At 40.2% G+C, this 13460-nt stretch carries 16 protein-coding genes; 9 read left to right on the top strand and 7 right to left on the bottom strand.

The features are described 5' to 3' along the window. Positions 1–28 precede the first annotated feature (28 nt). From FDK13_RS34080 to FDK13_RS34055, 6 genes are all read left to right on the top strand, one after another. The gene (locus FDK13_RS34080; protein WP_137344486.1) at positions 29–325 is read left to right on the top strand and encodes an acetyltransferase domain-containing protein; all 297 of its coding nucleotides are present in this window, start codon (positions 29–31) and stop codon (positions 323–325) included. Continuing rightward, positions 291–899, top strand: a complete 609-nt coding sequence (locus FDK13_RS34075; RefSeq protein ID WP_137344485.1) for an acetyltransferase domain-containing protein — start codon at positions 291–293, stop codon at positions 897–899. The genes FDK13_RS34080 and FDK13_RS34075 overlap by 35 nt, the downstream gene beginning before the upstream one ends. Positions 900–927: 28 nt before the next feature. Next, positions 928–1833, top strand: coding sequence for a helix-turn-helix domain-containing protein (locus FDK13_RS34070; RefSeq protein ID WP_137344484.1), 906 nt, complete (start codon positions 928–930; stop codon positions 1831–1833). A gap of 114 nt (positions 1834–1947) precedes the next feature. Next, positions 1948–2373, top strand: coding sequence for a DUF1761 domain-containing protein (locus FDK13_RS34065; protein WP_229216332.1), 426 nt, complete (start codon positions 1948–1950; stop codon positions 2371–2373). Between the two features lie 59 nt (positions 2374–2432). Continuing rightward, on the top strand, positions 2433–3026 hold the full coding sequence (locus tag FDK13_RS34060) for a YdeI/OmpD-associated family protein (RefSeq protein WP_137344483.1): 594 nt from the start codon (positions 2433–2435) through the stop codon (positions 3024–3026). Positions 3027–3029: 3 nt separating this feature from the next. Continuing rightward, on the top strand, positions 3030–4019 hold the full coding sequence (locus FDK13_RS34055) for a helix-turn-helix transcriptional regulator (RefSeq protein ID WP_137344482.1): 990 nt from the start codon (positions 3030–3032) through the stop codon (positions 4017–4019). A 98-nt stretch (positions 4020–4117) separates the two neighbouring features. On the opposite strand, the gene FDK13_RS34050 is transcribed toward FDK13_RS34055, so the two are convergent. The 4 genes from FDK13_RS34050 to FDK13_RS34035 all read right to left on the bottom strand — a co-directional run bounded on the left by FDK13_RS34050 (position 4118) and on the right by FDK13_RS34035 (position 8765). Then, the gene (locus FDK13_RS34050) at positions 4118–5446 is read right to left on the bottom strand and encodes a rhamnogalacturonidase (protein ID WP_137344481.1); all 1329 of its coding nucleotides are present in this window, start codon (positions 5444–5446) and stop codon (positions 4118–4120) included. A 145-nt stretch (positions 5447–5591) separates the two neighbouring features. Further along, positions 5592–6578, bottom strand: a complete 987-nt coding sequence (locus tag FDK13_RS34045; protein ID WP_137344480.1) for a TolB family protein — start codon at positions 6576–6578, stop codon at positions 5592–5594. A gap of 207 nt (positions 6579–6785) precedes the next feature. Beyond that, complete coding sequence (locus FDK13_RS34040) at positions 6786–7751, bottom strand: alpha/beta hydrolase family protein (RefSeq protein ID WP_137344479.1); 966 nt, start codon at positions 7749–7751, stop codon at positions 6786–6788. A gap of 129 nt (positions 7752–7880) precedes the next feature. Beyond that, positions 7881–8765, bottom strand: coding sequence for a helix-turn-helix domain-containing protein (locus FDK13_RS34035; RefSeq protein WP_137344478.1), 885 nt, complete (start codon positions 8763–8765; stop codon positions 7881–7883). A 283-nt stretch (positions 8766–9048) separates the two neighbouring features. Between FDK13_RS34035 and FDK13_RS34030 the strand changes: the two genes are divergently transcribed. Then, entirely contained in the window at positions 9049–9339 is a 291-nt protein-coding gene (locus FDK13_RS34030; protein WP_220417501.1) for a winged helix-turn-helix transcriptional regulator, read from the top strand. Between the two features lie 295 nt (positions 9340–9634). Here the strand turns inward: FDK13_RS34030 and FDK13_RS34025 are convergent, their stop codons facing one another. Continuing rightward, complete coding sequence (locus FDK13_RS34025; RefSeq protein WP_137344476.1) at positions 9635–10237, bottom strand: HNH endonuclease; 603 nt, start codon at positions 10235–10237, stop codon at positions 9635–9637. After that, positions 10188–11168 (bottom strand): DNA cytosine methyltransferase, encoded by a 981-nt coding sequence (locus tag FDK13_RS34020; RefSeq protein WP_137344475.1) that lies wholly within the window; start codon positions 11166–11168, stop codon positions 10188–10190. The genes FDK13_RS34025 and FDK13_RS34020 overlap by 50 nt, the downstream gene beginning before the upstream one ends. Positions 11169–11655: 487 nt before the next feature. Between FDK13_RS34020 and FDK13_RS34015 the strand changes: the two genes are divergently transcribed. Together FDK13_RS34015 and FDK13_RS34010 are read left to right on the top strand one after the other, a co-directional pair. Next, positions 11656–11940: a transposase gene (locus FDK13_RS34015; RefSeq protein ID WP_137344474.1), complete on the top strand. Its 285-nt coding sequence runs from the start codon at positions 11656–11658 to the stop codon at positions 11938–11940. Positions 11941–11945: 5 nt separating this feature from the next. Further along, positions 11946–12776, top strand: a complete 831-nt coding sequence (locus tag FDK13_RS34010; RefSeq protein WP_170983003.1) for an IS3 family transposase — start codon at positions 11946–11948, stop codon at positions 12774–12776. 482 nt (positions 12777–13258) lie between these two features. On the opposite strand, the gene FDK13_RS34005 is transcribed toward FDK13_RS34010, so the two are convergent. Beyond that, positions 13259–13460: transposase (locus FDK13_RS34005; protein ID WP_170982988.1), on the bottom strand; the 202-nt coding region annotated here is incomplete at its 5' end.

Genomic DNA, 13460 nt, shown 5'->3' with positions numbered 1-13460 from the left:
ACTCTTTTTCTGTAATTATCAAATAACAATGACCTCCTTATCAAAAAACAGGATCGAATCCATTGATCTTTTGAAAGGTCTCGTAATGGTGTTAATGGCGCTCGATCACACGCGTGATTATTTTTATCAAACCCGTGCGCTTTATGATATTACTAATCCGGAGCATGCTTCCATACCCTTGTATGTATCGCGCTGGATCACGCATTTTTGCGCACCGACATTCAGCTTTCTGGAGGGATTTCTGCTTTCATGTCGGGCAAAAGAAAAACAAAGGCTAACGCTCTGTCTTTTTGATCAAACGCGGCCTCTGGCTGATTTTCATTGAATTGACGCTAATCTCATTTGCATGGTATTTCAATGTGTATTTTAATAATTTTGATTTGGCAGTCATTTGGGTTCTGGGAGTGAGTATGATCTTTCCCGCAGTATTTATATATCTTCCACTAAACGTAATTTTGGTTATTTCCTGCACGTTGATTTTTGGCCATAATCTGTTGGATAACATTCATTTTGAAGGCAATTTTTTTTGGAGCTTGCTTCATGAAACCGGCTATTTCAGCATAGGAACAGGCAGAATGCTGAACATTGTTTATCCCATTATTCCCTGGGTCGGCGTGATGGCCCTTGGGTATTATTTCGGACAATTTTACAGCTCACCCATTCCCGGAACAAAGAGGAAAAGGCTCTTTAATCTGATTGGAATCGCCGCCATTATCCTATTCACAATAATCCGGTTTGGTAATTTGTATGGAGACCCGGTGCCTTGGAAATATTATCAAAATACTAGCCAGACGATTATGTCTTTTATGAATGTGACAAAATATCCTCCGGTCATATTGTCGTGGGGAACAATTCATTATAGCCAAAGAAATCTTGAAAAGCTGCCATCAGATTGTTAAATTTGAGTTTAATAGTCCAATGAGTGCCATGACCTTAAATTCCATTGATGACTTTTATAAAAGAGCTACGGCCACACTTCCGGAAGGAATTTCGAAAGAAATTGGTCATTTCAATGTGTTTGAGATTGAAAAACTTTTTGATAAAAAAACAGGAACCCGGATTATGCCTTACAGTAGAAGGGCGTATTACAAAATCAGTTTTATACAAGGTAAAAACCGGGCAGAATATGCTGATAAGATTATTGAAATAAACGGAAGCGCACTGCTTTTTGCAACGCCCAAAATTTCCTATCACTGGATTCCGGAGGACGATAATCAGGCGGGATTATTCTGTATTTTTACAAGTGATTTTCTTTCCAAAAACAGAGCAGGAATTGTTCTGGATGACTTGCCAATTTTCCGTCCGGGTGAACTTCCCGTTTTTCAACTTACCTCCGAACAATCAGAAGAACTGGGATATCTTTTCCGGAAAATGTACAAAGAGCTGCAAACGGATTACATTTATAAATATGACCTGCTGCGTAATTTGCTATTGGAAGTAATCCATTTTGGACAGAAATTACAACCGGCATCTTCGTTAAGTTCTGTTCAAAATGCGTCGGACAGAATTTCTTCGCTGTTTATCGAGCTGTTGGAAAGACAGTTTCCTTTGGAATCACAAGAGCAAAGGCTCAGCCTTCGAACTGCGAAAGATTATGCAAACAGACTTGCCGTTCATGTGAATCATTTGAATAAAGTACTTAAAGAAATCACCGGAAACACGACCACCGAAATCATAAGCAACAGAATTGCTCAGGAAGCAAAGATCTTACTTAAACAAACAGACTGGAATATTTCAGAAATCGCCTATATGCTAGGATTTGATGATCTCGCCAACTTTTCCAATTTTTTCAAAAAACAGACTTCTTTTACACCAATGGGTTTTCGGGCTTGAAGATTAAACAGACTAAAAAAATATTTTTCTAGTCTGCCTGATTGACCTATGACATAGGGCTGTCACTGTGCATGTTTTTCTTTGTGGTGTTGATACAATTTCAATCACTAAAAAATGAAAAACATGTTTAATGTACTGGCAGAAATCTCCTGGTTAAGTGTTTTACTCGCATTCGTGCCTTACTTTCTTCTTGGTGCCCTTTGGTTCACTTTGCTTTTTTCCAAACCATATAAAGTTTCATTGGGTAGAGAAAATGATCTGCCACAAAAACTGGCCCCGATTTTCATTATCGGGCCAGCACTTTGCTGTCTTGTTATTACAATTGCAAGTGCAATTTTGATATATGCTTTAAAGATTGATTCATATGAGAACGCTGTGATATTTGCTATACTGGTCGGATTGGGATATCTGGTGGCCAATACCGTCAATATTGCAATCAACCCTAATATACCAAAACCGCTGCTTTATGGTCTAATTAGTGGTGCTTACCATTTCGTTGGTATTTTGATTGTCAGTCTGATTTTAGTAAGAATGAAATAAAAGTCTGTGCGATTACTTATTCGATTTATGCTATTTTTGAGAAATTTCAGCCAGCGATCATGACAGAAAAAGAGGTGAAAACTTTTTATCCGGCAACCCGGCAGCAATGGAGAACTTGGTTAGAAGAAAACCAGGATAAGGAAAAATCCGTCTGGCTCATTTTCTACAAAAATAAATCAAACACTCCAACCATCACATGGAGCGACGCTGTGGATGAAGCACTTTGTTTTGGGTGGATAGACAGTATTGCAAAACCTGTTGACGAAGAAAAATTTATGCGGTTTTTCAGCAGGAGAAAGGCCAATAGCGTTTGGTCTGGAATTAATAAAGAAAAAGTCCGGAGACTTGTTGAAGAAGGCCTCATGACAAAAAAAGGTTTTGAAAGTATTGAAATTGCAAAAGGGAATGGCTCCTGGACGATTTTGGATGATACTGAAGGACTGATAATTCCTGAGGATTTGGAAGAGGAATTTCAAAAAATGTTAAATGCCAAAAGCTATTTTCTAAGTTTGAGTAAATCCGTTAAAAAAAGTATTTTAGAATGGCTGGTTCGAGCTAAACGACCCGAAACACGACAAAAGCGAATTGTCGAAATTGCAGAACTTGCTGATCAGAACCTGAAACCCAAAGCCATTCAGTGGACAAAAAAATAGCAAATGATTGACCCGGAAATAACCCGCCTTTCCCGCCTGGTAGCGCTGCTTACACTGCTTCAAACAAAACGGGTATTGACGGCGACAGAACTGGCGCACCGGTTTTCAGTCAGTACCCGCACTATTTACCGGGATATAAGAACACTGGAAAGTGCAGGAATTCCGGTAGTAACCCAGGAAGGTAAGGGGTATGGGATGTTGGATGGATATCGGTTGCCGCCGGTCATGTTTACACGTGAGGAAGCCATAGCATTACTAACGGCTGAAAAACTTGCCACCCAGCTCACCGACATAACCACAGCGCAACTCAGCGGAGCAGCAATGAATAAGTTGCGTGCAGCGATGCGCCAATCTGACCGCGACCACCTTGAAATAATTGCTCCTCATATTCTGGTATTACCCGGCCAGCCCGGCCAGTCGAATGCTTACCAGCAGTTGGTAACTGCCGTTACGGCTCATCGGGTCGTGCATATTTTATATCGCGGCGCTGAGAACGATTCAGCTATTCATCGAGAAATAGAACCTATCGGTCTTTATCTGAGTCAACAATGGCACGTGGTTGGTTATTGCCGGCTCCGACAGGCATTCCGGGATTTTCGCCTCGACCGTATTCAAAACTTACTGTTAAGTGAAGAAGTTTTTGCAGCCCGTCCGGAAACATTACAGCAATACTGGGCGGACGAGGCCAGGAGAAAATCCAGGGAAAAAGTTATTATCCGCTTTCAGGCTGTTGCTGTTTTGCCCGCTCTCGCGCAGCATTTGCACGATACCAAGCACCAATATGGCTGGACACACGAGGAACTTCTGCCCGATGGAAGTCTGGAAATGATATTTTTTATCGGCTCATTGCCTTACCTTGCAACCTGGCTGCTGCCTTATGCTGGCGCCGTTACCATACTTGAACCGATTGAGTTGCGAAAGCATTTGCAAGATCTGGCTCAGCGTGCATATGACTTTTTTGTACTTCGGAATCTTGATTTCTTATTGAAATAAATGATTTTGAAAGCTACTGGCCAGACAATTATTCTAAGTTTTGTAAATGATTAATCACACAAAACATGAAGTTGTTTTCTGAAATCGGTAAAATTGATTCACTCAACCATCTTTCCATTCAACTTTACATTACTCAGCCTGAAATCCTGTATAACAGTTTTATCATAAGTGCCATTTTGGGCCGTAATATTCAGGTTTTCAAAATTGAACTTCGATAATTTGTCGTATTTGCCGGGATTTACATCAAAAAAAACTTCACATTTCAGGTTGATATTTTTCAAGCTGATGTTGTCGCAATAGGATGGGGGAACATCCTTTCTTCCTTTCAAATCAAAAAACTGGGTCCATGGTTTCGCGTAGATCAAACTATAAGCGTAACCATCAATATTTTCAACACTTATAAACTCGTATTTTTGTGGCGTATCCGGTCGCATTTTCAGCCAAAGTACGCGCATGGCATTTGTAATATGGCAGTTTCGCATCATAATATTTTTGTTGTGTATTGCTTCGCTTCCACACGTGAGCGCCGCATGACAAAAGCCAAATTCACAATCTTCAATGATGATATTTGTATTCTCACCATTCCCAGGATCTGTATCAGCATAGGGTCCTTTCCCTCCTTTTAAGGCAATCGCATCATCATTTACTGCCAGATAACAGCCTTTAATCAGCACATTACTACACACATCCAAATCAATTGCATCCGTACTTGGTGCTTTTATGGGTTCATGAGGTGCAGTGATGCGCACATTTAAAATCTTGATATTTTTACATTGATAATAATGACTTGTCCAAAAACCTGAATTTTGAAGCCGGACATCCTGTACCTGTACATTATTACTTTTCCAAATAAAAACCAGTCGCGGTCTTGAAACTTCCAGATTAGTACAGTTGGGATTTTCCTTTCTTCTTTGCCAAAATGCCTTCCAGTAATTTAATCCATTGCCATCAATCGTGCCTTTCCCTGAAATTGTGAAACCATTGACGCCATACGCATTTACCAAAGCAGGAAAATAATCAAGACTTTGTCCTTCTATTCTCGAAGGCATGATTGGGTAATCTGCGATATTATTCGAGCCTTTTAACACGGCGCCTTCCGAAATATAAAGATGAGTATTAGGCTTAAAAAACAAAGCGCCACTCAAAAAAGTACCTTTTGGAATAACAATTACGCCGCCGCCCTGCTTATGAGCCAAGTCAATTATTTTTTGGATCGCAGCTGTTTGGACAACGGTGCTATCCGTTTTCGCTCCGTGTGTGGTTATCACAAATTGTTTACCCAAATCTTTTAAACTGATCTTTGAACTGTCTGAAAACCAATCCGGTATTTTCGTTCCGTCAGGGAAATTAGGGGATTGGTTTACTTGTGAAAACGTAGTGAAAGCAATACAAAGCAGGTATAAAAAGAGCAAACGAAATTTTGCCATAACAAAGAATGTAATTGATATTTATCGTAAGTTTTTACAGCTAGTTTTAGCCTTATCACCAGATTCAGTGACGCTAGTTTTTTGTGTAAGCCCTTAACGTTTCAAACAATTTTAAAGATAAGACAATATCCCAAAAGAGAGATTCCTAAAAATTCTTTTCCAATCCGGTCATGTAAAGATCAAAACCGCCTTTACCGCCAGGGCGGTCAGAGGAAAATATCATGAGCTTGTAAGTAAAATCTAACATTGGCAAAATCGGCCGGTACTCATTGTATTGTGTATTTATCCGGTCGCCCGCGTTCACGGGTGCTGACCATTTTCCATTTGTCAATTTGGAAGTATAAACATCAAAACCACCCTTTCCACCTGGTCTGTCCGAAACAAAAACCATAGTGTCGTTTAGTAAATAAGGACATTTATCTTCATAGGGACTGGAAAGTTCATCCATTTTTCTTATGCTGTAATCCTTTGGATGAACCAGATTTTCCCTGGTAACATGCTCGGCACTTGTTCGTAGAATAGTAACTTCATAAATATCAAAATTTCCCCCGCGGTTGGAACAGAAGTAGATTTTCTCACCATTGTAGGAAAAGGTCGGATAAGCATCATCCTTATCCGAATTCAGTATGTCAAACTTTTCAGGATCGGGTTCGCCTCCATAAGTAAGATGTTTTATGTCAAGAGTACCCTCAGAATCATCAGCATAAAACAGCATTAGATCATTCTTTTCTCCGAAGGAATCGAAATCTGAATTTAATCGTATTGACTTAGGTCCGAGCACATTGAAATTTCCATTTGCCCGGGATGCCAGGAATTGTACTCCACTATAAGGGTCATTGGAATATGATCCCGCGACATGTGGTTTTAGTTCCAGTCTGTCGCCATAACTAAAATCTGCTCTTGCCGAAACAAGATTAAAAACATTCTTTTTCTCTCTTTTTGATGAAAATAATAAATGCGTAGAACCTGACCGGTTTGATGCCATATTGGAATTGTAGTCGTCAAATTCAGAATTGAAATCATCGAGCCGGACAACTTCTTCAAGAAACTTCCCATCCTTATCATGAGAAAAAAACGGCCAGCAGCTGGTCAAACAAATCGCAGTTAAACTAAGAAGGATCAATCTTTTCATAAAATGAGAGATGAGTAGCTTTATCAAGACTCGATTTTATGGAAAAAGGTTGGATATGTTTTATATTTAATATGAATTATTTTGTATAGTTAGTTTAGGAAGCGGTTTAATGCAGATCAATAAAGTTTTTATTCCTGATCACAAAATGGCTCCAGCTTATCGCCAGAGCCATTTTGTACTGGTTGAAATTCTCAATCTTTCAAGACCTCATTTCCCTTCAACCTTACCAATCTGATTTGAGCCCTCAGAAAATTCTTTCCGCACTTCCGCCCAGGAATGATCTTCCGGATAAAGTGCACTGCGGAGGTAAGCCAAGGTAAGTCGCTGTACTGCCGCGACCCGCTCAGGATTTTCATCGCTTGTTTCTGTAACGAGATATCCGGAAATTCCACCTAATAAATGTTCTCCATCAAACAACGTAACCAGCCAATGAGCACCCGGACTTAATGTATAGGCATCCGTAAACCAATCCCATCCGCGAATCGTTAACGGAGAAATGTCCTTATCACCTGCTACGACAAGGGTCGGAGTAGTCATTTCGGTGTAGCTCGGGTTCATGAAAGGATAATGCTCGGCGGCGAAAGGACTTAGGTCTTCTCCGCCTTTGCCAGCCGGAGTTAGAAGCACTCCAGCCTTAATTCGCGGGTCAGACATATCTTCGCCAAAGCTGCCGTCAATACCAATAATCCGTGCACCCAACAACATTCCTGCTGTTTGTGATCCAAAGGAATGCCCGACCGCGGCGATACGGCTTCGGTCTAAACGCCCTTTAAGCCCGAGAACAGAATCCTCAATGAAGTCGAGTTCATCCAGAATTTGCTTCATATCTTCAACGCGGAACTTCCAGATCAAAGGCGTTCGCGGATCGTCAGGACTGAGAGCCAACGTTCTTGAATCGAGAAAAGTTGGCTGGATAACCACAAAACCGTTGGCCGTCCAGAAATTTACGAGTGGAGCATATCCGTCCAGTGAAGAGCCATAACCATGCGCGAAGACAATAATTGGTAATTGACTCCCGCTCGTCGGCGCAGAAACCCGCAGCTGAATTTCTTCCCCACGCCCCGGCGCTGATAACAAAATAGGACTGACAGACAGCACAGGAGTTGGCACCTTTACCGCTTTATTATCGGCTATATTGATTACTTCCGGTTCATTTAATTTTCCTTCTTTCATGATTTTGTATTATAAAAGTTTAAGCAAAGAGCAACCGTTATGGCTGATAGCTTCAATTTATTTAGTAATACAAAGCTCCGGTTTAATGACGTTTATGGGTAAAGAGAATCAAACCAAAAATTATGATTTTCATACTTTTTCTTTACTTTTCCTGAAAGCGTTGGGAGTAGTGTTGGTAATTCTTTTAAAGTAGTTATTGAAGTAGCTTGGATATTCAAAGCCCAAAGCATAGGCAATATCCGCCACGCTCCAATTAGTATGCTTTAAGAGTGCTTTTGCTTCTGATGCGATGCGCTCAGCGATATGTACAGATATGGGCCTGCCGGTAATTTCTTTTACGGAGCGGTTAAGATAGTTGACATGAACTGCCAGGCTTTCGGCAAAATCCTGGGCAGACCTTAACCTTAGCGGATCTGCTGCGGTTTCTATTGGAAATTGTTTTTCCAATAATTCCATAAATAAATAGGTCATCCTCGTAGCGGCATTTTTTTGTTTCAGCTCATTTTGTGGCTGAATACGCAATACTTCGTGAATGATGAGGTCTATGCAGCTTCTGAGCATTTCAGCTTTTTTGCCGTATTCTCCGCTATAAACAGTTTGCATTCTTTGGAAAAGAGAGCTGATGAAATCGGCCTGTTCACGGTTTAATGGGACAATAGGGTTTCCGTCAAAACGGAATATTGAAGTATTCAACAAACTGTCCGTCCGTTCTCTGCTTCCGATAAAACTTTCGGTAAACACACAAGCATACCCATTTTGCTGAGGAGACAAGTGCTCATTGGAATAGGCTATGTGTGGATTGCCAAAAAACAGGAAAGTGTCATTGATATCAAATGTCTGATCACCGTAACAAATATTAAAATGCCCTGTCGCTAAAACGATTTTGTAAAAATCCCGTCTGCCATAAAAAAGTGAAGGATAGGAAGGCCCCGTAATCTCGTGGACTTTAAAACCTTTCAATTTTAAATCGGAACTTTGGAATCCTGCAACTTGACATTCAAGGTTTTTGTTCATGTTACAAAATTAATAGAATCAAACATTTTATTTTAGTAGTTGTTGTGGGATTTTTAAAATTTAGAATACTTTATGTTTTGAATGTAGGTCGTGTTTGAGATCTGAGTTTTTTTATTATGAAGTGCGCTGTATTCTAAGAACAAAGTGCAGAAAGGGAATAAACTATTCAGAGCACAATTTATGTCGATTGTTATTTATCCAGACTGAAATTTAGAGGAGCCCAGCTATATCTAAATATGGCCAACGAAATTTTATCTGCTACAAGTGTCCAATAACCGGGACGATGGCAACAATAGGCAAAAAATGGAAGTCTGTTATCATCTATACAATAGGCCTGAAGCGCCAAAGATTTGGCATTATCCACACCAAAATGGGTATCATCAGCAGGAAAATTCCGACGGAACAGCTGAAGGAACTTGAAGAAGACGGTATTATAAAAAGAGAGGCTTTTAAGGAAGTGCCGCCGAGGGTGGAGTATTTTCTGACAGACAAAGGACTGGAATTATTACCGATTTTGAATATGTTAACGGAGTGGAATTTGAGGCATAATTCAGGGGGTGAGGTAGGAGGTTGATGTTTAGCAACTAAGGCAACGCTTTGTAAAAAAAAGCAAAAAGAGGGTGTGAAATTTCTGTCGCTCCTAAGCTATGGGTGATCGATATTTTTCTAATTTATTGGCACGAACTGAGTAAGAAATTGTCAAAGATATCACTTGTTGTATACCGTTACAACCGGCCCTTTATTTATGTACGTAATGTTAAAAAACGCAACATACAACGATGTATATTAGAATCTGGTGGTTGGGCTATTTTGGGATTTAGGGATCAGGATATCAAAAAACGAATTGGAAATTTTGGATCTTACAAAGATCACTGCGTTTTATTTAAAAGCCCAAGAGTTTGTTTTGGGGATTTTTCAACGATCCATTTCAAAACATCTAATTGATCGGATGTTGGCGCTCTTCGAACTTGCGCAAGGAGTTTAATGGCTTGTGGTCTATTTAAAGTAAGGTTCGAAGCACCTTCATTGCAAACTGAGCAAATAGCCCTTAGATTAGAGAGGTCATCATTACCACCCATTGACTTGTCAATTATATGTCCGATATGAAGCCTTGTTTTTCTTCCTTGGTCATAAGGATGGGGTTCCCCAGCCGCTGATCCACACATTTGACAAGTAAATCCATTTCTGTCCAACACGAATGCTCGTGTTTCTTTCGAAATGCCACGTTCAAAAGAGGGTAAGGGCTTTATATTCACAAGCAAATATTCACCTGGCTTTAATTCACTTCTGTCATTATGCGTAACAATATTCATTCCTTCCTCGTTTCTAAGCTCCCGCACACGTCGAGCCCACTCGCTTGTACCAGCAATATCACGCAAAAGGTCGGAATTCAATACGTGACCAACATTTTCTAAAAAAAACTCACGCAACTTGGTTCTCGATCCTTTTCTTCTTGGAACTTTCGTGCTCATATTTATTTAGGGCTTTTTTAATGGATATTCCCATTGCTTTTGCAACAGGAGGAGGAAATGCGTTTCCTACTTGCCTATATGCTGGTGTTTTTTTTCCTGCAAATTGCCAATCATTCGGGAAACCTTGAATGAGTGCTGTCATTTTTAGTGTTAATCTTGGTATTTCCCCAGCTCCGTGTAGGGGTGGTGAGTCTGCCAACCCCTTTCCGTCTACACCTAACAATGCCCAAGATTGTTTAGCTCTTGTAGGACCTAGATCTGCTCCTCCATGCTTTTTCGATCCGCCGACAATCGTTGGTGCAATCGTGTTTGCTTTTGATTTCCAAGCCTCAGCATATTCCCAGCCTGATGATGCCATTTCATCGTATAATAATTCTCCAACAGTCAAGGGCAAGATCTCATGCCGTTTTGGCCATTCAAAAAATTCAAAATATTCCCTTTTAAGGGCGACTAAAATGGCTCTCGATCTGGTTTGTGAAACTCCATAATCGGATGCATTAATAATTCGCCAGTCACATTGATAACCCAATTTGTAAAACTCATTTAAAATTTGCCGACGATAATCTAAGAATTTAGCACTTAGAATTCCTCGAACGTTTTCTAACATAACAGCCTTAGGATTACATTCCTTTACAAGCCTTATTGCCTCAGGAAATAGATCACGCTCATCCAAATGGCCTAACTGTTTTCCAGCAATAGAGAATGGGGGGCAAGGAACTCCACCTGCAAAAAGGTCAACTCCCTGGTACGAAACTGCTGTAAAGTCCTTAACGTCTTGATTTATGACATTCCAATCCTTACGATTGAGAGGCAGGGTTTTACATGCTAAGGGTTCTATCTCTACCAGTGCAATATGTTCAAAACCAGCCTGTTCCAATCCAATTGCTTGCCCTCCTGCACCTGCGCATATTTCTATAGAAGTAAAATCCACTTTTGTAATTTAAGATTCAAGTATTTAGATTCAGTAAAGAAACAATGGCGATGTTAAATTTATCACTTTTGATTAAATATTATGCCAATGAATACTTAATCAAATTTTATAAATATTTTTTTACATTGTAGGAAGTCGTGATTTTAAAGTCATTCATTAATGGTGACGTCATTTCACCCATTATGCATAATTTTAAAACTACGACTTTTGCTAATTTACCGTTTGTAATCGTATTGATTGGGGGAATATCAACGAATTATAAGCCAATTAATACCAATTTTGGCGCTACCATAATTCAAAAAAATGGCCCCGACTTATCGTTGGAGCCATTTGTACCCCTTCCCGAACAGTTGTCGAACCACTTTTTAAAAGACATGGAGAAAATATCTAAGATAGTTGTGTAGAATTTTGAAGTAACAAATGGTCATTTCTATAATACTCCCCAATAATTGGACAGCTGCTAAAATTTCTAATTTAGTAGTTGACTATGAAAAAGGAACGTAGAAAATTCAGCGCTAGCTTCAAGGCTAAGGTGGCCATCGAAGCCATCAAGGAGGTAAGCACCGTCCAGGACTTAGCGTCCAAGTACCAAATCCATCCAACACAGATTGCGGCCTGGAAACGGGAGTTTCTGGAGAAAGCCGAGTTGGTTTTCGACAAAGAGGCACCGGCAACGAATGAGGCTGAGAACTCTAAGGAGCAGGAATTGTACGCCAAGATCGGGGAGCTTCAGGTCCAGGTGGATTTCCTAAAAAAAGTCTTGGGGAAATGACAACCATGGAAAAACGCGAACTTATTTCTCCGGAATACATCACTCTCAGCGTTTCAGCACAATGTAAACTAATTGGTTTACAGAGGAGTAGCTATTATTTCAAGCCCAAGGGAGAATCGTTGGTAAATCAACGCCTGATGAAAGCCATAGACCGAAAGTTTCTGGAATGTCCATTTTATGGAGTGGAACGCATGACTGACTACCTGCGCGGCTTAGGTTACCACGTTGGAGTAAAGCGTGTACGAAGGCTATACAAGCTCATGAATTTGCGTACAATCTATCCCAAACGCAACCTGAGCAAGGCCAAAGCGACTGACTACAAATATCCATATCTGTTGAAGGGGCTGAAAATTGAGCGTCCTAATCATGTCTGGCAGGCCGATATCACGTACATCCCGATGTTCCGTGGATTTATGTACATGTTTGCCATTATCGATGTGTATAGCCGAAGGATTGTCGGATGGAGCATATCAAACACGATGAGCATGGAATGGTGCCGGGAAATCCTCTTGGATACTATCCGTACCGAGGGACGGCCCGAAATATTTAATACCGATCAAGGTAGTCAATTCACTAGCCCCTCCTTTGTCAACTCATTGTTAGGTAGTGGCATAAAGGTGTCAATGGATGGGAAGGGAAGAGCACTTGACAACGTTTTCATCGAACGGTTTTGGAGGTCGCTCAAACAAGAATATGTATACTTAAACCCACCCAACGGCGGGATGGATCTGTATAGAGGAGTAAAAACGTATGTGGAATTTTACAGCGGTCAACGCAAACACACCGGTACTGGATTTATCCCTAATGACTTGTTCTTTGACGCAAAAGCATCTTAATTAAAATTAACTTTATCCATTGGCTGTCCAGTAAAACGGGAGTATTTCATTTCAGTGTAAAACAAATCGCGACTCAACAAATTTTATCCTTTGTGCTTCAATTAAACGGTCGATTCCGGTATATGCTCAGTTCCGTCATTGCAGAAAATTGCACTGAGTATGTTGATTTTCGAAAGGGAAGAAATTTTGATGCGTTTTTGTTATCAGTTGAATGGTTTGTAAATTTGATTATAAAAAGATTGACAATATGTCAGCTAAAATTGTGAAAATCGGTAAGAAAGCTACTAAGGAAGAAAAGGTGGCTAATATGAGTTATGAAACTGACTATGCGGCGAGTAACATCGTAAGAAAAACCCTTGAAATGGCTGGGACGCTTAAAAAGTATCCTAGGAGTGTGTCGCTCTTAGCTCTCTTATTGTCTTTAATTTTTGGATTCGGGTTTAAGACTTCATTTGCTGAATTATTTTACGTTAGTAGCTTCTCTATGAAGTCATTGACATCTTAAACATGCGTTTTATATTGTAAGCTAAGCACACCAAGCTCCATTCGTTGTCTGTTTCAAATATTCCTCTTAATGAAAATTGCCGGAACCTTAAAACGCTTTTGATGATGCCGAAAACGGGTTCAACAGTTTGCTTTCGCTTTTTATAAATGGCTTCATATTGAGGGATTTTCAAGCGCATC

Source organism: Dyadobacter frigoris (genome assembly GCF_005280585.1).
Taxonomy (GTDB): Bacteria; Bacteroidota; Bacteroidia; order Cytophagales; family Spirosomataceae; genus Dyadobacter; species Dyadobacter frigoris.
Note: the sequence above shows the minus strand (reverse complement) of the source record. Positions and strands in the feature narration are given on the sequence as shown.

Coding starts and splice junctions, on each gene's coding strand:
- FDK13_RS34010 (WP_170983003.1), top strand. CDS start 11,946: ATGGAAAAACGCGAACTTATTTCTCCGGAATACATCACTCTCAGCGTT.
- FDK13_RS34070 (WP_137344484.1), top strand. CDS start 928: ATGACCTTAAATTCCATTGATGACTTTTATAAAAGAGCTACGGCCACA.
- FDK13_RS34030 (WP_220417501.1), top strand. CDS start 9,049: ATGGCAACAATAGGCAAAAAATGGAAGTCTGTTATCATCTATACAATA.
- FDK13_RS34060 (WP_137344483.1), top strand. CDS start 2,433: ATGACAGAAAAAGAGGTGAAAACTTTTTATCCGGCAACCCGGCAGCAA.
- FDK13_RS34055 (WP_137344482.1), top strand. CDS start 3,030: ATGATTGACCCGGAAATAACCCGCCTTTCCCGCCTGGTAGCGCTGCTT.
- FDK13_RS34065 (WP_229216332.1), top strand. CDS start 1,948: ATGAAAAACATGTTTAATGTACTGGCAGAAATCTCCTGGTTAAGTGTT.
- FDK13_RS34040 (WP_137344479.1), bottom strand. CDS start 7,751: ATGAAAGAAGGAAAATTAAATGAACCGGAAGTAATCAATATAGCCGAT.
- FDK13_RS34025 (WP_137344476.1), bottom strand. CDS start 10,237: ATGAGCACGAAAGTTCCAAGAAGAAAAGGATCGAGAACCAAGTTGCGT.
- FDK13_RS34035 (WP_137344478.1), bottom strand. CDS start 8,765: ATGAACAAAAACCTTGAATGTCAAGTTGCAGGATTCCAAAGTTCCGAT.
- FDK13_RS34015 (WP_137344474.1), top strand. CDS start 11,656: ATGAAAAAGGAACGTAGAAAATTCAGCGCTAGCTTCAAGGCTAAGGTG.
- FDK13_RS34045 (WP_137344480.1), bottom strand. CDS start 6,578: ATGAAAAGATTGATCCTTCTTAGTTTAACTGCGATTTGTTTGACCAGC.
- FDK13_RS34050 (WP_137344481.1), bottom strand. CDS start 5,446: ATGGCAAAATTTCGTTTGCTCTTTTTATACCTGCTTTGTATTGCTTTC.
- FDK13_RS34080 (WP_137344486.1), top strand. CDS start 29: ATGACCTCCTTATCAAAAAACAGGATCGAATCCATTGATCTTTTGAAA.